2 protein-coding genes (1 of these 2 running past the window's edge) are annotated in these 24,075 nt (G+C 69.3%); both read right to left on the reverse strand.

Going from position 1 to position 24,075, the window contains the following annotated elements:
* Entirely contained in the window at positions 1-846 is an 846-nt protein-coding gene (locus tag KYK13_RS26510; protein WP_223634921.1) for a peptidylprolyl isomerase, read from the reverse strand.
* A protein-coding gene (locus KYK13_RS26515) for an Ig-like domain-containing protein (RefSeq protein ID WP_223634923.1) crosses the window boundary here: on the reverse strand, positions 843-24,075 show its 3' portion. 8,105 nt of this gene lie beyond the right edge of the window; 23,233 of the gene's 31,338 nt are visible here — the last part of the coding sequence; the start codon falls outside the window, past its right edge; the stop codon is at positions 843-845. Before KYK13_RS26515 ends, KYK13_RS26510 begins: the two co-directional genes overlap by 4 nt.

The raw sequence follows: 24,075 nt of genomic DNA on the forward strand, positions 1-24,075 counted from the left end.
TCATCGAGACTCCCCCTCGGCACGCGTGGGCACCCCGGCGGTGGACAACCGCTCCGGGTAGCGCTTCACGGTGATGTCCTTGCGAAGCTGTTCCACCCGTTCCTGCACTGCATCGTGGCGGGCTTGCGCCGCGAGCACGCCACGAACCTCCTCGTAGGAGGGCGTCACGGTGCGCGGAGCTTCCAGCGCCTTCGCCACGTGCAGCCCGAACGCCGTGCCGAACGGCGCGGACGGCGCGCCCGGCTTCAGGTCCGCCACCGCTTCGAAGAAGCGCGAGTCCACCTGCCCCTCGCGCACGGGCCCCAGGTCTCCGCCCCGGGCACCGGTGGCCGGGTCCTCCGACACTTCCCGCGCGACGAGCGCGAAGTCCTCACCGCCCACCACGCGCGCGTAAGCGGCGTTGATGCGCGCCTGGGCCGCCACGCGCTGCTGCTCCGTCGCCTGCGGCTGCACATAGACCACGATGTGGGCCACGTGCACCTCGCGACGGGCGAGGTCCTCCTTCCGCGCCGCATAGCGCTGGCGCAGGGCCTCTTCAGTAGACGCCTTCGCGCCCACTGCGTCCGCGTATGCGCTGGCGAGCACCTCGCGACGGGCCGCCTCCACGCGGGCCGCGATCACCGGGTCCTCGAGCAGTCCCTCGCGACGGGCGGCCTCGGCCAGCAGCGTACGCTCCACCACCGCGTCCAGCGCCACCTCCGGCGTGCCGCCCTCCTGCTGCCGCAACGCGACGTCCGCGCGCGACACCGACGTGTCCCCCACCCGGGCGACTTCATCCCGCGACTTGCACGCCGCCACCCCGCACGCCGCCAGCACCAGCACTCCCCAGACCAGCCCCCTCTTCACTGTCCGCCTCCAGAGGACCCGCGGACGGAAGCGCCCACGCAGTCACCATTGCCGCAACTCCAGACATCCATCCGGCCAGCGGCCCCACCGCCGACCGGCGCCATCATGGCACGCCAGGGCCCACCGGGCTCCCAGCCCCACCAAGGCAGGGAATTCGTTCCAGCCCCAATCACGACGGAGGCCAGCAAGGCCCCAGCGTCGGGCATGCCCCCAGCCTCGGCGTGCTCGTCCCGCGGAATCCGGATCGCAGGAACATCCACAGGTTCATCGGATTGCCTGGACGCCGGGTTGGAAACACCTGCGTCCCCGTTTTCCCCTGGTGGGCGCTTCGCTCGTTGCCGGGTAGGCGAAGCCCCGCGCACAGAATCTTCGCGGGACTCCCGGCTCCCCCCTCTCAGGGAGAGCGGCTCAAGGCAGCGATACTCGGCGCCATCCGGTTGACACGTTTCCTCCCCAGGGCACCTGAACCAGGGCCGAGCAGGATCACAGACGCCGTCCCAGTCGAGCTCGCCGGTGACGTGCAGGGTCGTGTCCTGTGCTCCGCTGACCAGGATGAAGAAGGACTCATCCGCTCTGACCCGCAGCCGAGCCAGGCTGGGAGTTCCACCATCCGAGACCCCCTGGACCTGGGTGTGCGCGACCAGCGATGTACCACCCGGCGTTCCCCCAGGAGGGGTTCCACCGTCCAACACGCCGCCGTCGGGGATGCCTCCATCCGGCATCCCCAGAGCCAGGACTCCGCCCTCCGGTGATTGCCTGGCAAACGCGCCGCCATCCATTGAACCGCTACCGGCGGAACAGACGCCGTAGGAACTGTAGGCGGTGCTGCGCAATCCGCACCCCCGTCTGCGCACTTCGACAGAAGCCGTGGGTGCTACGACCGTGACGTATGCGGAACTCGGCGGATAGATGCCGAAGACACGATCTGGCAGCGGCGCGCCGCACGACAGTGACTCATCCCGGGTCGCCCCGACCAGCGCGACCGGGGTGTACTCGGCCGTGATGACCTGAGGGCCCTCGCAGCTCTCACCCGTGCCGCCCCCTTCTTTCTTGCCACTCGCGGAGCCACATCCCGGGTCCCTGGGAAAATCCTTGCCGTTGACGCCGTCATCATCTGCGTCGTTGGAGCACTCAGGCGCGACATCGGGATCCGTTTCGTCGTCATCCGCCAGGGACTCACAGCCTGGATCATTCGGATAGTCCTTCACCGAATCGCCGTCGTCGTTGTTCTCCCCATCACTGCAAGCCGACTCGCGGCAACGCAGTTCCCCGTTGGTCGGCAGGCAGTACGTACCGGACTCGCAGCTCAACCAGTCTGGAGCGTCTGCGCATTTGGCCCCTGAAGGCAGGGTTGCGGAGAAGAAGAGGTCGGAATCCTCAGTGCCACTGACGACCAGGAAGTAGGTGCCTTTCTTCAGCTCCTTCGAAACATACGGGTCGGCATCGAGGGCGCCACAGCCCAGCTCTGACTTTACAACGGCACACAGGGAACGCAGCGCCACATTGGCATTGCTGGCCTCCGCATAGACATAGGCATCGTCAGGCAGGTGGAAGCCGTAGACGCGATCCGGGGCTGGGGGCGCGCAGGTCATCGTGAAGTCCGTCGTCGCGTTCGAAAGGGAAACCGCGGTCACTGATGACGTGATGACCGCTGGTGCCTGGCAGCTTTCCCCGTTCCCGGGCTGCTCCTGGGTCCCAGCCGCGGAGCCACAGGCGGGGTCATTGGGGAAGTCCTCGAGCGAGTCACCGTCGTCGTCGCTGCCGTTCGAACAGGCAGGCAACGGGACCGGGTCGTCCTCGGAAGTGTCCTCCGGAGATTCGCATCCCGGATCGAACGGGTAGTCCACCTTGTGGTCAGGCGTTGCCTCGTTGTCCTCCCCGTCCATGCAGGCCGGGAGATGGCAACGGTTCACACCCTGCGCGTCAGGCTCGCAGGTTCCCGCGGCACACATAAAGTCCGTGGACGCAGGATCGCACTTCGCATTCTGGCCCAACCGCGCGCTGATGAGCTTGATGACGGAGGCCTCAGCGTAGCGTGCGGGCTGACCCACGAAGATGCGGGCCTTCGCGGGGACGTCGTACACGGTCCTCGCGGGTGTTGCCTCGCTGAAGCAGTAGGTGATGCCTGTCTCGCAATCCTCCATGATGGCGGCACTGCCGTTGGCTTCAAACGTGAGGCTCTTCAGGGGCCCGTCGAATGGCAGTGAAACCCACGTACCGTAGAATTCATTATTGCAATAGTGGGGAGCATCCGAGGCGTAGTTCCAAGACAGATAAGTCTGCGAATCCTTGAGGGGCACAGGGAGCGCGCAGGACTGCCCCGAGCCCTCAGGCACCACGTACACATTCCGGGAAACGCTTGTATTGAGTCCCGAGTAGTCCCGAGCCTCCAGCTTGAGTTGATGTGTCCCTTCGACAGGCGCGATGACCGATGCCGTCACGTTCGAGCCCAGCTCCCCGGAGGACGAAGCACCAATGATACGTCTGAATGGCGTGCCCTCCAGGCTGAACTCGACCCAGTCCACGCTCTGCCACTCATCCGCCACACGTCCCCGGATGGTCGTGGCCTGGCCGGCGAACAGGTAGCTCGTCTCCAGAACCACTCTTGGAGGATTGTTGGCGCCCACGACGTAGGAGGCCGCTGGAGTGACGCCGACGGCCCCCAATGCATCCACTGCGGTCGCGGACAGGGTTACCGAGGACGGAAGGTGCTCAACCTGTACACAGGCGTTCTTGCAATCCGCATGAGCGCAATCCGCCTCATGCTTGATCACCGAACCATTCAGGCGAATCTCTACGCTCGCAAGTGGGCCGCTGTCGTCAACCTGCACGCAGATCTCTTCGGGATAGCCTGCATACAGTGACGAACTGTTGCTGATATCCAACGCCACCTCGGGCGGCAGGTTGGGCAAAGCCTGGATGCTCGCGGCGGCGGGAACTTCAGTCCCGGCGCGGTCTCGGACCAGGGCTGTCAGGGTCACCTCGTTGGAAGGCCCAGCAGCCGGCAGCACGAACTCCGCGTACAGCGCCGCCGACGTCGTCGAGGCGACCTCCTCGCCGTTTGCCAGCAGTCGCAACGAGACGATGTCATTTTCCCCATTCGGATCGTCCGCCTCCACCCGCACCCCGACGATGTCGCCAGAACGCGCCACATCGGGCACGTCAGTGAACGCAACCGAGGGCGGCTCGCTGGCAGGCTTGACTGTGTACTCCACCGTGTCCCCGGAGGTGCGCCCCAGCGGGTCGCGGACCTGGAGGGTCAGCGACACCTTTTGTCCCACACGTGTCTGCGGAATGCGCAGCACGTGGCGCACGCTCAGCGGATTTGCAGCCGGAATCAGGCGCTCGGCCGTCGCGACCGTCACGCCATCCATCAGCAACTCCAGGGTGTATGGCCCACTGCCCCAGTAATAGTTGCCGCTCTGGATGACGTTCTCGAACGGCAGGGCACGAAGCTCCGTTGGCAGGCCTGTGGGCTTCGTCGTGAAAACCGGAGTCGGATTGATGGTCACCGGTGTTTCGGTTGAGAACGGCCGCCCCGCACCGTCCACGAGCTCCGCGCGCAGGACCTCCGTCACCTGGACCTGGGTCACGGGCATCCGCACGGAGAACGTCACCGACGGGTTCTCCGCTTGCGTCACGGTTTCCGCCAGCAGCTTGCCTCCCAGCATCAAGCGGATGCGTCCTGGAGCGACCACGCTCTGGCCGTTCATGTAGACCGTCACGAGCTCACCCGAGAAATAGGTCTCTCGGGTATACGCGAAGCGGAGGTCCAACGGTCTCTGCGGAAGCACTGGCGCTCCGACCCGGATGCTCACGGGCTCCGACAGCGCGGAGGCACCGTTGGCGGAACGCACCCGCACCTGGAGCGACACTTCCGTCCCCGCGCTGCTGCCCACGGGGATCCACGGGATGGCCTGCGCCACGATGTCATCCAGGACGCCCACCGGCTGGCCATTCACCAGCAGTTCGGCGGTGTTCAGGCCGAAGCCGGAAGCCTGGGTCATCACCAGGTATTCCGCGCCTGGGAGCACTTCTGTCCCGGGGAGCGGCAAGGCGATGCGGACCGAGGGCGCGGCCCGCAGGGAGTCCACCGGGAAGCGGCGGACGCCCAGGTAGGCGTCCGCGACAACCAGATCCGACCCGACCACCACCGCATCGTCCGCACGCCCCGCCGGCACTGTCTGCACGAGCCGAGGGACATTCGGATCCGTCAGGTCGAAGAGCTGCACGCCGCTGGCCGCTTCGCTCACGATGGCCAGGCGGCCGTGGAGCCGGACGCGGGTCACCGAGCCAGCGGTAGGCACCGTCTTCTGCAGCACGCCGCCCGCGTCCGTCACCTTCCAGATCGTCAGGCTTGACGCGTTGCCCGTCACGAGCATCGTGTCATCCAGAGCCAGGGCCTGGACCGGGAGCTCGGAGTGGGTTGCCCAACGCCGCAGGCTGCCCGAGCCGTCCACGCCCACCAGGGTCCATCCTGCGGATCCCAGTGCGATCGCGGCCTTTCCCTCCGAGCCCGAGACGTCCACAGGGGCGACATTGAGGCTGAGTGACACGGCGCCGGTGTCCGGGAGCAGCGTGAGGCTTGAGACGCGCTGGCCGTTGAGCCCCCAGATTCGCCCAGGCGACACGCTGATGCGTGAAACTTGTCCAAGGAGTTGACCGAGACTCGATGGAACACTGTCGATGGTCCCGTTACCCCGGTCGTTCATGCGGAGGACCGAGTTCCCAGCAAGCGCATACAGATAGCCGCCCGCCTGCTCGATCTGCATGACGCTGGACCCGCTCCAGGGCTTGAGGACCTCCAGCGTCCCAGGCTTCGACACCCCCAGCTGACGGAGGCCGCTGCTTCCCGCCGCGACGAGGACCCCTTCGTGGAAAGCCGTGAGGCCCAGAGGAGCGGGCGTCGCGGCATAGGTCGCGGACGGCGTCGTTTCCACCGTCTCCAACCGCTGGGGCAGTCGACGCAATTCGATGCCTGAGGCCCCCGCGGCGAGCATCAGCTCACCCGAAACCTGCAGGTCGCTGGCTTCCATGGCCGAGGTGGTCAGCATGGCCACGGACATGGGCTCGCGCACGTCGACGACCCGCAGGAACCCGTCCTCGCACAGGACATAGGCCAGCCCGTCAGCGACATGCAGCGCACGTGCCGCCGCGCCGAGCGGGACGGAGAACGTACCCCCGTCCCAATACTCGCGAACGTAGAGGGACTTGTCCGTGGCAACAACAAGCCGGTTGCCATCCCGCTCGGCGGCGATGACGGATTGTCCGGCCGGCAGGTAGAAGGCGGCATCCGACACGCCTGTCGGCCACTGTCCGACCCGGAAGAGCGTCTGGATGCGGCCGTCAGAAAGGCGGGCGATGTATCCGTCCCGCTCGGCCGCGAGCACCGTCCCAGAGCCCCAACCCGAGTTCGTCACGACGGGTCGCGAGGGCTCGTCGAGGTCGATGTACTTCGGATACGCCAGGGGCGCCGTACCCTTCGAGGCCCATGCCCACTTCCCGAACGTGGCGACCTGCGCGAGGGATTGCTCCACGTGCCCCACGACGCGCGCAGTCGCCACCGTGGACGCGTCCACGATGTCCAGGCCCGGATCGCCATAGGCCAGGAGGACCAGGTTGCCCCGGATGGCCATGGACAAGGGACGGGAAGCGGACGTGAACCGCCCCAGGTACGTAAGCGAAGGCACGGGCCCACGCGTCAGCTGGCCCACGGCAAAGCCCGTGGCCGTGCGGACATAGACACGGTCCTCTATCACTTCGACCTGTTCGGCGCCCTCGAAGCCCTGTGCGAACAGCGTGCCCTGCTGGGACGTGATGGGCGCCACGACCTTCCACACTGTCGGCGTCAGCGACGGTGAGAGCCCCGCGCGGCTCGTGACGATGACCTCCAGCTTCAGCTCCGCGCCAACGGGCGTCGACTCCGGCACGACATAGCGGAGCAGGCCGCTCCCCTTGGCGACGAGGGCGCCATTCAGCGTCAGGACCTGCTGGATGCGCGCCACCCCACCCGTGGCCTCCGCCGTCACCTTCGACGAAAGCGGACTGCCTGCGGCGATACGTCCCGCGGAGGGCTCCACATCCACCTTCACGGTCGGAGCGGTGGTGTCATCCACCACGATGAGCTTCGTCGTGTAGGGCGCGGACGTGCGTCCAGATGCGTCCACGGCCACCGCTTCCACCAAGACCTCCGTGCTGCCCGTCACCTGCGGCATCAACAGGGAGGCGACGTAGGGCTTTACCTTCACGCGCTGCTGATCCAGGAGCTGCTGGCCTGCGCCGAGGAGTCGGAAACGAACCTCTTCGACCGTGCCCGGATCCGTCGTAGCGACCATGCGCACGCGAGTCCCCTCCACGATGGAGGACGGGGTCTCGAGCACCAGGCTCAGCACGCCCGGTGTGGTTCCCGTGTCGTTGAGCACCCGGATTGAGCCCTGCTTCGCGGGGCCATGGCGGCCCTGAGCGTCCACCGCCACGGCTGTGACAGTCACGTCTCCATCCACTGTGACCTGCGGCGCACGCAGCATGCCGGCCCACGCGGGTGCGCTGAAGACCACGGGCTCACCGCCCGCGACCGATACCTCCACCCGGTCCACCTGATTCGGCGCCGCCGCCTCCGGGCGCATCAGGAACTCCGTCCCTTCAAGGACAGCCGCCGGCAGATTCAGAGACAGGAGCACCGGCCCCGAGCCGGCGTCCACGAGCGTCACGGTCCCCGAGGCCTGAGCCTCGTTGCCCGCCAGGTCCCATACCCGCAGCGACACCTGGACCACACCCTGCACGGGCGGCAGGTCCACCGATGTCGGCAAGGCATTGTCGAGCACCTGCACCACCCGCCCGCCCACGCTCAGCTCGGCCGTGAACGCATTCAAAGGAACCACGCCGTCCGACCAGGTCGCCGTGAGCGGCAGCCGGGCGCCCGCGGCCGCCGTGGCGGCCAGCGCGAGCGTCAGCTGGGGCGCCCCGGGCCCCCGCCCCAGCATGAGCCGGGACAGCGACGTCCCCTTCGCCGCGGCGATGGTATTGCCCGATGCGCTGACGCGTCCCTGGACCGCCGGATAGAAGCCCGCGATCCGGGGCGCCGTCCGCGCGTCCAGCACCGTCAGCCCGGTGTCGGAGCCCGCCAGCAGCCACGGGCCCAGCGCCGTAACGGACGTGGCCGCGACTCCGAGCGTCTTCTCCCCCACGAGCGACAACGTGTTTCCAGAGAGCGTGAAGCAGCGTGCCGCCCCGCCCACCACGCAGGCCCGGCCGCCGCCCAGGGCCGTGACGGCCACACCCGCGGTCTGCACCTGCGCGACCTGCTTCGGCGCGGGAGGCACTGTCAGGTCGACCGCGAACAGACTCGCGTCCGCCAGCGCGTACAGCCAGTCGGCCTGGATGGAGAGCGCCGTCACGTTCCCCAACGGCAGGCGCGCGCGCGGTACCCCCTTCGGATCAAACAACTCCAGGCCGTCGTCGCTTCCGACGACGAAGCCTCCCCGGAAGGCCCCCACCGACGTGGGCTCGCGGCGAAGAGCCACACTGCTGCCCACCGAGGAGGACAGATCCTCGGCCGACAGCAGCGCGAGGGTTCCCGTCCCCGCCGAGCGCAGCACGACCGCCAGACGGTCGCCGAGGACAGCGAGACCCGAGGGAGTGCCTTCCAGCGACCGCCGCGACACCAACACGCCTGTCGCGCGGTTCCGGCGCTCCACCTCGGCGCCGCCGCCGGCATCGTCCCGGAGGACAAAGAGGTCCGCCCCCTGGAACGCCAGGGCCGTTACGTTGGCGGTCCCCTCCAATGCGGAGCGCACCGCCGGGCCTTGTGCGAACTCGGCGAGCGAACCTTCGACGCCCGCGTCCACCGTTCCGCCCAGGCCCACGGCCCGGGCCACCACGCGAACGGAAGCGCCTTCCGGGCGCAGGGGAAGGACGTTCCCCACCGCGCCCGTCGCGATTCCCGCATCCGACACGAAGACCTGCTGCTCGACCGTAGCCCCCTGGCTGGCCGTGGCCAGCGCGGCCACGGAAGCGCCACCGGCGAAGACCGGCCCTTCGAGTTCCACCGGCAGCGCCAGGGTCGGCGGCGCGGCGTTGCTGTTCACCACGTTGATCTGCCGGGCCGACGTGGCGTCGATGCCCGCATTGTCCTTCACCCAGGCACGAACCATCGCCACACCTCCCGCGGCGTCCACGGGGGGAGCGCTGAACGTGGCCTGCCACGGCGGCTCGAAGAGGATGCGCTCCTGAGCATCCAGGGACAGCCGCACCTCCTTGACCCCGGCGGGAGCCGCCAACGTGGCAACCACGGTCACCTGGGTTCCTTCGGTGTAGCTCTCGTTGGCGAGCGGACTGTTGATGCTGATGACGGGCGGTTCGGCGGGCTCCACCGTCACCACCAGGGGTTGGGTCACTCCCTCGTTGCCCCGCTCATCCAGGGCATGGGCCACGAACGTCACCTGCGTGGCTTGAGTCACCACCGGAGCGGTCCACTGCGTCAACCAGTTCGGCCCCTGCAGGGTTTCCAAGTCCGCCCCATTCTTCGTGATGCGGACGGACCTCACGGCGTTGGTGTCGGTGGCGCTCACGCGCAGGTCCAGCGGCATGCCGGAAACGACGCGGGTGTTGGCGCTCGGCGACAGGAACGCCACCACCGGCGCGGTGGTGTCGGGCGTTACCGTGAGCATCACCGGCGCCGCGGTGCCCACAAGTTGGGCGTTGTCCTGGGCACGGGCTGTGAGCGCATGCGTCTCCGGACCCGAGCCCACCCGCGGCGCCTTCAACGTGTACGTCAGCGGGCCCGTGGGGTTCAGGACGAGCTTCAGCGAGGCCTCGTCGAGCCGCAGCTCCAGGCTGCTCACGCTCGCGTTGTCCGTGGCGGTCACCGCCACGGCGAGCGAAGCACCTTCCTCCAAGGTGAGCTGCGATACAGCGGGCGCCGTGAAGGTGACCGTCGGCGGCATGTCGTTCACCACCTGGATCGTGATGGGCGGCAGCTCCGTGACATTGCCCGCCGCGTCCTGGGCCCACGCCACCAGCTGCGAACTCCCCAACGACGACGCGGGCCAGGTGTACGTGAAGAGGCCGTTGCTCCCAGTCACGTTCTGGCCATTGACGGACAGCTTGCGGCCGGAGATCTGCCCCGAATCGTCCGCCGCGCGCACCTCGAAGGTCCACGGCGTCCCCGCGCTGAACCGGTCGCCTGTCACCACCGTGCGACCCGAGCCCATCTCGATGAGCTCCACCTGCGGCGGAACGCCATCGACAGTGCGGAAGGTCGCCGTGCCGCCCTGAGTCAGGACGTTATCCGCCAGGTCGGTGACACCCTGAACACTCAACTGGTACTGCGTCGTCTGCGCCAGAGGCGCGGCCGGCACCAGGGTGAGGCCCAGGCCGTCCGCGGCCGCCGTCACAGTTGCCTCGACCGCAAGCCCCGTGAGCACCCGGGTGAGCTTCGCCTGCGCGACGCTCGCGGGAGCGATGGGCTCGCTGAAGCGGACCGTGAACTGCGACGTCACGGGCACGCTCTGTCCACCCTGCACCCCGGCCGGCGACCACGACACCACGGCCGGCGGCTTGAGATCCGCGCGGCGCACCAGCGATGCCAGCGACACGGGCGCGCTTCCCGGCGACTCCAACCGCAGCGGCACAAACCCAGAAGGTCCCTCTTTGACCTTCACGGTCAGCGAAGTGCCCGTCAGGGAGACGATCTCCACGGACGTCGGCGTCGGCTCCGTATCCTCGAAGACGGCGAGTCCGCGCGCGAACCTGTCGCCTGTGAACGTCACGGTCCCACCCTCGAGCGGAATCAACGAAGGCGTGACTGAGTAGACGAAGGGCTGGGCGACATAGGTGAACGCACCCGCCCAGCGCAGCCAGGGCTGCCTGTCGGCCTCAAGCGCCACCGTCACCGGACCCGCGACGGACGAGGCCGGAGTGGTGACCTGCAACGAGGTCGCGGACTGGCCCGGTTCGGGGACGACGCTCGCGCCACCGAAGTGAACCTTCGACACGGCGCCCAGGTTCGCTCCGGTGAGGAGAACGGACGTCCCGCCCGCCACGTCACCATGGTCGGGGACCACTGACGTGAGGCTCATCTGGGTGCCGTCCGCGCCGCCCACGACCGGGAAGCGCCAGGGCCCGAGCAGGGTGCCCCCCACCGCCCCCGACGCAGCCAACTGCGCCTCGGCCACGTACACCGTCCCCACGGAAAGCGACGGCGACGGCGTGTAGCCTCGCAGGTATCCCGAGCCCGCCAGGGCCGTTCCAGACACCGGACTCGAGCCCTCGACGGGCTTGACCACCAACGTGCTCGCTGAGGCCGCCACCTGCGGCAGGAAGGGCGACAACGTCATCGACACAGTGCCGCCTGGAGGCAGCTCGCCTCCCGGCAGGGGGGCCGTCGCCACCGTCACCGGATACGGCAGATGGAACGTCTTCATCGTGGAGGTGTTGGCCGCCACCGCAACGCCCCCCACCACCATTGTGAGCGCCCCCTGCACCCCGGTCGCCGGGGCCCAGGTGCGCTCCTGGAACACGCCCGCACCAGGCTGGGTGGTGTCCACCCACGACAGCCGGGTGCGGCCGCCCACCCACGCCCAGGGGCCCGACAGCGCCACGGACAGCGCGTCATTTCCCGGCGTCTGCGAGTCCCAGTGGCCCAACCGCGTGGGGGCCTCGGGCATCGTCGCGTCCACCAACTCGATGCCCGTCCCCAGGCCCATGAGCACCTGGTTGCCCTGCACGGCCATCGACCACGCGGGCGCCGGCAGGCCCTCCAGCGTGCCCTTCACGGTGAGCTGACCGTCCGAGAAGTCACGCAGCTCCAAGCGCGACTTGTTCCCCTGGTCCACAAGCAGGACCAGCGCGCCCTGGACCCGCTCCAGGGCCCGGAGCGTGCCGCCCGACAGGGACGTCTGGGCGACCACGCGCAACTCCCCGTTCACCCGGCCCAGCAGCGAAACCTCGGTGCCGCCCGCGACCGCGACATAGGCCGCGTCGCGCGAGGCCACGACGGCCATGGGCACCACGCCCTGAGGCTCCAGGTACACCCGCTCCAGCTCCTGCGGCCGGCACGCGTCCAGCTCCGCGGTCGCGCAGGCCCCCAGCGCGTAGCGTACGAGCAGGCCCGGCCCCATGAGGAACGCCTCGTCCCCGCTCACCGTCAGGGCCGTGGCGTTGGGGACGCCCAGGACATCGTTCCCGTCGTACAGCGTTTCGTTCGCGGCAAGCCCCCGCACCACCAACCGGCCGCCACGCGCCACCAGCAGCTTGTCGCCTACCCGCGCCATCGCGTCCGCGCCGGGGGAGAACGTCCCCTTTTCCTCCAGCATGAACGTGAACGGAGTGGGCCAGAAGGCGCTCAGCTCCGTTTCGTCCGGTCCCGGCGTCGCCACGCGCAGCGCGACGGAGCCGGTGACGTTGTCCGGTACGCGGACGCGCAGCTCGGTCGCAGAGAGCAGCTCGACCACCGGCGCCAGCACCGTGCCGAAGTACACCCGGCTGCTTCCGAACAGCCCCTGCCCTGTCAGCTTGATGAACGTCTGGCTGTTGAACGGTGCGGACATTGCCGACACCGCCGTCAGCGCAGGCTCCGGGAGGTAGCGATAGGCCCCCAGCCGCATCGCGGACAGGCCGCCGGGATTGATGATCTCCACGGCGGCGGGCCCCACCACGCCCTCGGGCACGGTCACCGAAGCGCTGCGCCCGTCGGCGGCGACCACGACACCCGTCGAGGACGCGCCGCCGAACTTCACGATGCAGCCCGGCACGAAGTGCTCGCCGGTCAGCGTCACCTTGTTGCCCCCCGCCTCCAGGCCATACGCCGGAACCACGGCGGTGAGCTCCGGCGACTCCGCCGACACGAGCGAGGCCGTCTTGAAGCGCACATCCACGTCCGTGCCGAGCTTGCCACCGGCAAGGTCCGCCAACGTGGAGCCGACATGCAGCCGGTACTGCGCGGAGGGATTCAGCGGGGCATAGGGCTCCAGGAGGACATCAGAGCCACGCGTCGTCGCCACCACGCGCCGCGCGACGTTGACCAGCTCATCGCCGTTCGCCGTCATCCGGGACAGGGTCACGCCCTGCGCCGTGTTGAGGTCGGCGAGCGCCGTCACGTGCACCTGGGGCGCCGTGCCCACCGCCACCGTCTCGCCCTCGAAAGGCGTCGTTCCGACAACCTCCAGATGGTCCAACTCCACGACCGACAACGAGCCCACGAGCGAGGTCGCCCCGGAGGGCGGCTGGGACAGCGGCAGCTCCACCGGTGAGCCCTGCGCATTCAGCAACAGCGTACCCACCAGCAGGGAGTCACCTGTAAAGGCGGCCGTCCGCGCGTCTCCCACCACCTGCATCCGCTCCAGCGGAACCGGCATGCCCCCCACCGGCACTGAGAAGCGCTGCACCTTGCCGCCACCCGCGGAGACATAGGCCACGCCGCCCGCCACCCAGGTCTGCTCGGCGGACATCCACGTCCGGCCCAACGGATCCGTCAGCACCAGCACGCCTCCCGAGGCCGGGTGGGGCGGATCCGCCAGCTCCACCAACTGCACCTGCTTCGCCTTGCCCAGCGACGCGAACACCCGCGTGCCGCTCATGGTGAGGTGACTGGCCGGCATGGACAATGCGAAGCCATCACCGACCTCGGACAGCGAGCCCTTCGCCGCGTCCAGCACGTGCAGCCGGGACGGGTTCACGTTGCCGTCCGCCACCACCAGGTGCGAACCATGGAGCACCATCGCCCTGGCGCCCCCCGGCAGCAGCCGCTGGCCCACGGGCAGCGGCGCGGCGGTCTCACCCAGCCGGTACATCGAAACGCCTGCCCCGTCCGCGACGAACAGCAGGTCGTCCTTCACCAGCACGTCGTAGGCCTCACCCGTCACCGGCAGCGAGGACAGATCCGTCGGCGAAGCAGGCGTCGCCACGTTCCACCGCATCACGCCCGCGGGGCCCGCGGCCATGTAGAGGATGGAACCCGCCTTCGCGAGCCGCCGGCCACCGCCCCTGGCCGTGAACGTGACGGTCTTCTCCTCACGCAGCAGGGGCAGGTCGTTCAGCCGAGCGATGAGCAGACCGCCCTGCGTCGTGGCCTTCGATTGCTCGTAGACCGAACCGTCCACGTTGGTGACGTCCGTCTCTCCGCCGAGCGCGGCATAGGCGACGCCCTCTTCCACCAGCACATGTGCCACGGGCAGCGAGGGCAGCTGGGAGACCGCGCCCGCGCCGTAGAGGAACGGCAGCCCCAGGGACTGAGGTTGATCCGGCAGCCCCAGGGTCACGTCCACCAGACCGGAGGCATGAGGCGGGGCCTTTGCCTCCGCGAGTTCCATGGACGACACGTGCACGTCGAACGACGGCGATCCACCGAACGACACGGTCATGCCTGGTGCGAAGCCATGGCCCGTGAGCTTCACCTGGACGCCGCCTTGCTGCGGCGACTGCGCGGGCGACAGGGCCACCAACTGGAGGGGGTCCCGATAGAGGAACCCGCCCAGACGCCGCGCCACCAGCCCCGACGGCGCGTCCAGCACCTCCACCATCGCGGGTCCAGCGACCGCGGCGAGGGCCGGGGGCACGAGGACCTTCAGTTCCGTCGGGGACTTCCACGTCACCGCCGCGGCCTGACCGCCGACCCGCACCGTCGTGAGACCGTTCGCGCGGAAGCCGGCACCCGTGAGCGTCACCTCGGTGGTGACGTTCGTCCGCCCGGAGGCAGGCTCCAGGCGGGTGATGATCGGCTGGCTCGCATCCGGGCCAGCGATGGTGAAGAGCGCCTCCACGGGCGCCGCCAGCGAGCGCGTGTCGAAGCCCTGCACGCCGGTCGTGATCCTCACGCGGACCTGCGCACCGGGTGCGAAGGGATGCCCCGGATCCGGCGTGAAGACCGCCGTCGAGCCGCGCGTTGCGAACACCACATCGTATGCACCGGACGTATAGGGGCTCCAACCCGAGCCTTCGTTCACGTCCACCTGGAACGTGGCGCTCGTGACCGTCTCCTTCTTGACGGGCAGACTGAAGCGCGCCTGGATGGACTGGCCCGACAGCACGACGCTGCCTGGGGCGGGCGACAGCTCCACCGCCAGCAACTCCGAGGGAGGCACCTCGATGACGGTGCTCCCCGACGACGTGGAGGCGAACAGCGAGCCGCCCACGAACGTCAGGCCCATGACCGGGCTGCCCAGGTCCGACGACTGGAGGACCTTGGGCGCGGTCTCCTTGGAAAGGTCGAAGACGTAGAGCTTCGTCCCGACGGTCACGTAGGCGCGGCCCGCGCGCACGAGCAGGCGGCTCGACACCAGCTGTTCGTAGGTGCGCTCACCAGAGAGCACCGCCACATGCCCCACGTGGCTTCCGCTCCGCGTGTTGATGGACAGGGTCAGGCCCTGGCCCTTCCCAGCGGCCACCGACGACGTGAGCGAGTAGAAGCGGTCCGTCCCCAACTCCAGCGCCAGGACGTCGCTGTTCAGCGACACGGTCTCCACGCCGACCAGCCGGGGTCCCGTGCCCTGGAACACCCGCACACCGCCCCAGGCAGCCGTCGGGTCCGTGACGCCCACGTAGATGGACTCCCCTTCCACGCGGACGCTCGTCGCGAGCGAACCCGTCGTGTCCCCGCTTGCCACGAGGAAGGGCTTCTCCGGCCGCGACACGTCCACCGCTTGGAGGCCCATCGAATCCATCGCCAGGAACGCCAGCGAGCCGGAGAGGTCCAGGCCGCGCACCGGCGCCAGCGTGGACAGCCCGCCCAGCCGCAGCGGGTGTTCCTCCACCTTCACGTCGAAGAGTTCCAACCCCCAGAACCCGGAGTTGGCCACGCCCACCGCGAGCTGATCTCCCCTCAGGGAGATCTCCGAAGCCACGCGGGGCGGGAAGCCCGGCAGGTCCAACGAGGAGCCGACCGGCAGATCATACGCGAAGAGGCCCACCTGGACCGGGGTCTCGTCCGGGCGGGCAATCCACACCGGGACCAGCGACGGGTGATCCACCTGGGGCGTGACGAAGCGCAGCGATGACAGGTCGTGCACGTCCACGTCCAGCTTCTGGCTGTCCTTCACCAATTCCCAATCGGGGGCCACGAAGACGCGCGTCCCAGGCGCCAGGCCGGGTCCCGAGAGAGACACCGACACGGTCGTGCTTCCCGCCACCGGTCCATGGTCCGGGGAGATGCTGACGCCAATCCCCTCCAGGGACTGGAGGTACAGCACGGCCGAAGGCAACACCGCGACCGGCCCCCCGGCGTCGTGAACCTCCAGGTCGGCAGGGCCCGCCTCGGTGGTCGCGGGAGCCACGATGCTCAGCTCGGTGTCACTGATGAGGGTAAAAGCCGCGGGCTTGCCGCCCACGAGGACGTTGGACGTACCGGTGAAGTGCTCGCCCACCACGGTCAGGAGCGTGCCTCCCGCCATGGACGCGGATGCACGCGACACCGAGGCGATCCTCGGCGTCCGGCTCCCCGCGGCGGCTGTATGGAACGCGAGCTGGAACGGCATCAGCAACGCTCCGCCGCGCTGATCCGTGACGGACGTGTCCACCGACAGCTGGTAGTCACGCCCTGGCAACAGGGCCTCTTCCGGCCGGACCGTCAGAACTGCGCCGTTGGTCTCCAGGGTCACGTCCACGGTGTCGCCAGGGGCGCCCCCCACGCCGGGCAGAAGCTGCAGCCGGACGCTGCTGTCCGTGAAGGACGGCGCGGCCAGCGGACGGTTGAAGCGCACCTTCAGCGCCACGCCCTCAGGGGGAACGAGCGACCGCCGCGCGGGCTCCATTCCCGTCACGTACAGGAACGGCACAGCCAGCTCCGTCAGCTTCGGGCCCCCCGCCAGCAGCAGGCGATCCTCCACCGCCACCACGTCCAGCGCCGTCTCCACGTTGCCGCCGCTCACGAGCCTCGGCTCAAGCGGATTCGCCACGTCCACCAGCACCACGCCGCCCTCGGCTGCGGCGACGAAGAGCATGTCGCCCAGCAGGCGCAACCGCTGCGGATGGCCCGGTGTATTGGACATCTCCTCGTCAAAGGGCAGCGTCTTCAGCAGCGTCGGGCCCTGCGGCTTCGACACGTCAAAGAACAGGAGCCCCTTGTCCGCGGCGGCGACGATTGCCACGTCGTCCACCACCACCACGTCCGTCAGGGCCGAGTCCGCGAGGATCGACTTGGACGTCGCCCCCGGACGTGCCGACGCGAAGACGTGCAGCCGGCCGTGCGGCGTATAGCCCTCGAACGGGTTCGCATGGTCGCCAGTGGCATGGCCGATGAGCGAGAACTCCGGCGGCGGGGGCAGGTCGAACGGGCCCGCACCGGTCGCGCAGTTGAAGACACCCTCGTGCACACCCGTGACCACGAAGGCGCGACCCTGGGCGAACGTTGCCCCGAAGACGTCCTCGCCCAGCGCCAGCTCACCGATGCGCAGCGGGTCGCTTGGGACACGCGTGTCGTAAAGCACCAGCTTGCCATCGGTGCCATGGGCCTTCGGACGGCCGGGGCACTGCGCCTTGGGATCCAGCGTGAGCCCGGTGCTCAGCAGCCAGGCCCCCGTGGGGGTCGGAAGCACGCGGGTTGCCAGCGGCGGCGTATCCCCGCTCCCCTTGTCCAACGGCGCCTGCCCCAGCAGCGTCAGCCTCAAGCTCTGTGTCGCATCCAGCACGGCCAGACCGCTCTGGCCATTGGCCACCAGCAGCTGGCCCCCACGGACTGCTACGTCCAGCGAGTCCGGCATCACCTCCACGTCCGGCGGATCCACCTTCCCCAAGAGCCCCAAGCGCGTAGCGAAGAAGCGGTCCACGAGCGCGTCGGGCGGGTCGACGGTCGCAACGCCCGACGCCAGGGGGCGGCCGGGCTTGGATGCGTCGAACACCAGCGCCCGGTAGGACTCCGGGATGGTGCCGCTTCCGGTGAGCGATCCGGCGTAGTTCCGCGGGAATCTATTGCCGTTGCCACTGGCGCCGGCCGCAACGAACAGCTGGAAGGGGTCCGCCGGGTTGGCGACGAGCGCGTGCGGCGAGGCCGATACCACGCTCTCCTCACCAGAGAACGCCAGGCCATAACCGACCTTGGACGTCGAGCGCACGCGCGACAGGCCATCCGGCGACACCAGCGTCACATCCGCCGCACCGAACGAGCCAGGCGGCGCCAAAGCCGTCAACTCCGTGAAGGACGTCACCGACACGGACGACGCAGGCAGGCCACGCACCAGGACACGCGTGGCGCCCAGCGCGTCCGCCCACGCCGGCAGGAAGCCGTTGCCCGACACCGTCACCTTGCTGTTGCCGCGAGGATTCAAGAAACGGGGCGTCGCGGTGCCCACCTGCAGCGGCGCCACGTACAGGTAGCCACCGGTCCTGCGCGCGGACAGGCCTGACAGCTGCGTCAACTCCACGTCCGCCAGGCCCACGGCCCCCGGAGGCACCATCACCCGCAGGCGCGTGGGAGACCACTCCACCACCTGCGCCGCGACTCCGCCCACCTTCACCGTCACGCCCGGCTCAAAGCCGCTGCCGAGCACCTCCACGCGGTTGCCACCAGAGGTGGGCCCCACCCGGGGCACGACCTGCGAGATGACGGGAACGGCCCCCGCCAGGTCCGCCGTGCGGAACGACACGGAGAAGGGTGCGATGAGGGACGCGGTATTGCCCGGAGTATGGACCGCCTGCGACACGTGCAGCGTCAACACAGCGCCCGCCGGGAGCGGGCCGGACGGACGGAACGTCAGCGTGCTGCGCAGCTCCTCGGAAGAGCCGACCTCCAGGGGGAGGCCCGGCACGGGAACACCGTTGGCCGTGAAGGAGAAGGCCTGGATCGCCGACGCCGCATCAACGGCCGCGGAGAAGGAGACGAGCACGGACGGCAGGTCCGTGGGCACGACGTCACCCTCAGCCACGCTCGCGCTGGCGACGGACAGTTCCGCCGCATCGCCAAAGTCCAACGACCAGCCGAGCGTGCCCCGATCGCGCGCGCTCACCAGCCGGCCTCCGGCCATCGCCACGGCACGGGCGTCGCCGCCCTGGGTGCCGATGACATGGTAGAGCAGCTTCGGGTTCAGCACGTCATTGAGGTCCACCACCGCCACGCCCGCGGCCCCCGCGGCCACGTAGGCAAGGCGACCCGCGAGCCGGACATCCCAGGCGAAACCCTGAACATCCAACGTGGCGAGCCGCTGCGGCTCCGGCTGTGAAACGTCCACCAGCACCAGGCCTTCTGCCCCCGCCGCCACCACCGCCACGTCGCCCAGCATCCGCATGCGCTGGACGGACAGAGGCGCGGATGCATCGGGCACCAGGATGGGCGTCGCCTCCACGTTCCAGACCTGGAGCTCTCCCCCAGTCACCTTGAAGTCCGCGGCCCGCGCTCCCGTGCCCACCACGGCCTTGCGGCCCCAGGCCGCGATCGCCTGGGCGCCTGGGTTCGCGTCCGCGGTATGCACCGGGAACGTCTCCACGGAGATGTCGAACGAACGCAACCCACTGGCTGCCGCTGCCGCCATCAGGCGCTCGTCATGCACGTCCACGCCGAACACGCCATGGGTGCCGACGGGCACCGTGCGGAGGACCGACACTCCCGCCAGCGGATCATGCACGTCCACGACCGCGACCGACCCTCGGACCGCGACATCGTTCGTGTCCCGGTTGACGAGGCCGACGTAGAGCAGGTGCGGCCTGGACGCCGAGCCCTGCACGTACACCACGGATGTCGCCTCGCCGGGCAGGTCCACGTGAGCGGCGAGGCGGTCATCACGGCCGTCCTTATCGAGGTCCACCAGGCCGCCCCGCTGGTCGAACGGGATGCTGTCCCCCGCCTTGGTTCCCCGCAGGTAGCGCCCCGACAGACTCACGACGTCCAGCGAGTGGTCGCCCACCGCGAAGGCCCAGTCGCCGGTCACCGCGACGTCACGCAACGCACGAGACAGCGGCACGGCCGAGCCCGTCGGCTGGTCGAACGTGAAGCCCTTGACCAGGGTGTCCTCGATGAACCCTCCCGGGTTCGTCGGGTCGGCCTGACGGAGGGTCACATCCACCGGGCCACGAAGACCATCCGGCGTGGTCGCCTCCAGGAGCCCCAGGCCCAGCACCCGTACGTCATAGGCGGGCTTGTTTCCGAAGCGCACTTCCACGGTGCCTCCGGGCGAGAAGCCCTTCCCCGAAAGGAGCACACGCGTACCGCCAGACGACGGGCCGCGTGCGGGCGTCACCGCGAGCAGGTCGAGCGGATCCACGTAGAGGTAGGCGCCAATGAGCTCGACGTGCTGGCCTCCGGCCCGCTGGACGGTGATGGTGGCCGCGCCCGCTTTTCCTTCAGGAGCCAGGACCCGGGCCTCTGTTCCACTCTCGTTGATATTGACGACATCCGCCCGGTTGCCATTGAAGTAGACCTCCAGCTCACGGCTCGACTTGAGACCGGTGCCCGTCAGGAGGACCTGCACCCGGCTCCCAGCAGGGCCCTGACGCGGCGACACGCTCTTGACACATAGCTGGCGCTCGTCCGCGTTCACGGCGGTAGTGAACTCCGCCACATACCGCCCCGGCATGGGGGCGCCGTCTGTCCCGACAAGCCCATCGAGCCGCAGCTGATACGTCCTGCCGGGCAGCAGGCCCGCCCCATCGGGATATACCGTCACCGTGGTCCCTGCGGATTCCACCCCCACGCTCACGTCTTCGCCGTTGGCGGAGCCATCCAGCAGCACCAGGCGGACCGTGGAGTTCGTGGCATTGGCTACCGGCCGGTTGAGCGTCACCTTCAGCGGCAGCGTCACGATGACGTCATCCGCGCCGTCCGCGGGAGTGCTACCGGTCACCAGCGGGAAGGGCATGGCGACGACGCTCAGCGCCTCCTGAGCCACGGGCTGGCCCGCGCGTCCCACCGTCTCCTTCACCGTGGCCACGAGCAGGCCACCGTCCACCGCCACGTCGGACAGCCTCGTCGCGGGATACAGGTCCACCGCGTTCACGGACTGGGGCCTCGAAGGTTCCGAGGCCAGGAGCACCTGGACCAGTGCGGACGGCCCGTAGGCGGACGCCGCGCCCAGGTGCGGCCCCATCGCGGCGTTCGTGAACTTCATGCCGCGCACCAGCGGCACCACCGGTGACGCGTCCCGGGGACGCATGGGCTGTGCCAGCGACAGCGTGCGCAGCGACTCCGAGGACACCCTCAGGCCGTTGCGACCGGACACGGTCACGTCACTGGAGCTCCCGGTGAGTTCCCCCATCACCGGCAGGTCCTGCTTCAGCAAGTCCACCACCAGCAGGCGCTCGTCGGCGCCAACCTTCGCGGTGAGGACCGCGTAGTGACCCGACACCTGGACATCCTCGATGGAAGGCGACCGCTTCTGCCCACCGAAGAGGAACTGCGTCACCGAGCCCAGCAGCACCGGCCGGACGGGGTCCTGCAGCGAGTACAGCGCCACGCCACCAGTCCCCGCCGCCATCAGCGCCAGATCCCCGGCAATGGCCAAACCCTTCGCCACTCCCACCGAGGGGAAGATCGCCTTGAGCACGGGCTGCGAGGGGTCGGCCGCGTCGAAGACGAGCAACGAAGGGACGCCCTCGCCCGCGACGTCGACATATTGCAGCGACGCACCGTTCGCCACGACGTACGCGTACGAGCCCCGGACGGACAGGGCTACCGGTTGATAGGGCGGAGGAATTCCCGCCAGGCCCTTGAGGGCTGCGTGAGCAGGGTCGGACACGTCCACCAGCGACAGCGCGCCGTGGATGCTCTTCTCCCTCAACTGAGCGGCGTCCATCGCGGACACGAATACGTTCGTCGGGGACAGCACCCACGCGAAGCCGCCGGACAGCGCGACCTTGATGGGGGGCTGCGACGGCAGCTTCTCGCTCGGCCGCGGGTCGTCTACCCCAGTGGGCACGTGCCGGCTCACGGAGGACGACACCCCCAGGTCCGTGTACAGGTAGGCGCCAGGCGCCACCACGCTCTTCAAATCCGCGTTCGTCACCACCACGTCCGCGGGACCGAACACGCCGGCCGGGACCGTCAGGGTGATGAGCCCCGGAGACACCACGCGGACCTGCGTGGCGGGCGTGCCGCCCACCGTGACGGTCGCGCCGCGCTGGAAGCCCGCGCCGGTCACCTCCACCGTGTTGCCACCCGCGAGCGGGCCGGTGGCAGGCGACACGAAGTCGACGTGCAGGACCTTGAGGTAGAGGAAGCCACCGAACAGCGATCCTTCCAGGCCGTTGGGGTTGACCACCGTCACCGTGGCCGCGCCCTCCTCGGCGCTGGGCGGGGTCCTGGCCGTCAGGGACAGGCCACCCGCGGCGACGGAAACGTCGGTCGCCTCCACGCCAGAGAAGAACACGCGAGCACCGGGCATCAGGTTCGAGCCCGAAAGCGTGACGAGGGTCCCGCCCTCCTGCGCCCCCGAAGCAGGCGTGAGGAACGACACGGTCGGCGGCTCCGCGTTCGCCGCGCGCGTCGTGAACCGGGTGAGGAAGGACGTGCCCAGCGTCCAGCCCTGGTTGGACGCCAGGTCCTTGTCCACCGTGAGGAAGTACTCCGTGGACAGCGTCAGCCCCTGAGGCTCGCTGGGACGCACCCGCAGCCGCCGGTCCGTGACATCCACCGTGATGGGCACCACCGGTCCCAGCAGGGGGTCTCCCGAGCGCAGCACCACCGTGCCCGGCATGACGCTGCCCTGGTCAATCACCTCCGACAGGAAGACGTCGATCTTCACGCCCGTCTCCACGTTGGAGGACACGGGCACCTGGCGCGCGCCATCCTCCGGCGTGACGGACGTCACGACCATCCGCTGCAACCCGAAGCGCACGAGTTCCCGGTCCATCACCGTCACCGCGCCGCTCGCGGCCCCCACCACCTGGGCGGCGCGCGGGAGGTTGGCGCGCACGAGCGTCTTCCCCGCCCCGTGCGCGGAGAAGGTGGACACCGACAGCATGCCCTTCACCGGCGTCGCGTCCTGGTCCGTCAGCTCGCTGGTGGCGAGCGCCAGGTTCCCGGAGACGCTCACCGACGCGAGCCCCGTGGTCAGAAGGTCCGCGCGCCGGGAGGCGTGCGACAACAGCGAGACGAGCCGCGGCGCCTCCGGCCGCGAGAAGTCCACCTCCGCCAAGTAGGCCCCTGCACCTTCGCACGCCACGAAGGCGCGCGTCCCCACGGCCGAGACCGCGCTGGCGGCACCAGGCACAGCCACGAAGCTCTTCTCCGGCGACACCATGGGCAGCTTGGGGTTGCGCAGGTCCAGGATGCGCAACCCGCCGCTCCCGGCGGCAACGAGCAACAGGTTCCCGGAAACGAACACGCCCCGCGCGCCCCCCGCCCCCACCACGGGGACCGCGCGCACGCGCTGGGGCAAGGTCGGGTCCGACAGCTCCACCACCACCACGCCCGCGGTGCCATTGGCGACGTAGGCCAGCCGGTCCTTCACCGCCACGCCCAGGACCTCCTCACCCGGCAGGTCCACGCTGCCCACCACCTGCATCGATGCCAGTGACACCACCGAAAGCAGCGGTGGCATGTACTGATTCGCGCCCGTCGCATGCGCGGGCGTCAGCACCAGCGCGTAGTTGCCGTGGAAGGCCACAGCCGCCGGCGCGGCCGTGAAGGGCACGTGGGACAGGCGCTGGATGGCGCCGGTGGAGAGCTGCGCGAGAACGAGCGCGTTCCCCTGGCTCACCTCCTGGCTGCTGATGCCCTGGGCGCCCACAACCACCCGGTTCGTCGCATCCACCGCCACGGGCCCCAGTCGTCCGGAGTTGAAGGGGCTCAGCCGCGCGGGAGAAGGCTGCAGGCCCAGCTCCACCCTGACGGTCTGGGAAGTGCCCTCGTTGTTCGAGGGATCCTTGGCGGTCGCGAAGACGGGCACTTCCTGCCCAGCCCTATCGTTCGGCGCCAGCACGTTGAGCGAATACAGCGGCCGGCCCGCGGGCCCGGGCTGCGACTGTGTCGTGGAGTCCACGAACTGGCCATCCCAGTAGAACCCCACCGAGGTCACGTTGCCTGTGTTGTCCCGGGCCGCTGCCCTCAGGGTCACGAGGCTTCCGCCCGTCACCAGGTCGCCCGCGGGCGGATCCACGAACTCCACGTCCGGGGGGACGGTGTCGCTCACGGTGCCCACGTCCACGGCCGCGGACACGGTCTCCTGCCCGGCCTTGTCCACCGCCACGGCGGTGATGGCGAAGCGCCGGTTGCGGCTGCCCACGGGGGCGACGAACGTCCCCACATAGACATCGGGTGATCCTGGGATGCCCGCGGGCGTCCGGGCGACGTCCACCCGCTTGCCGTCC

The organism is Corallococcus sp. EGB, from assembly GCF_019968905.1.
Classification (GTDB): Bacteria; Myxococcota; Myxococcia; order Myxococcales; family Myxococcaceae; genus Corallococcus.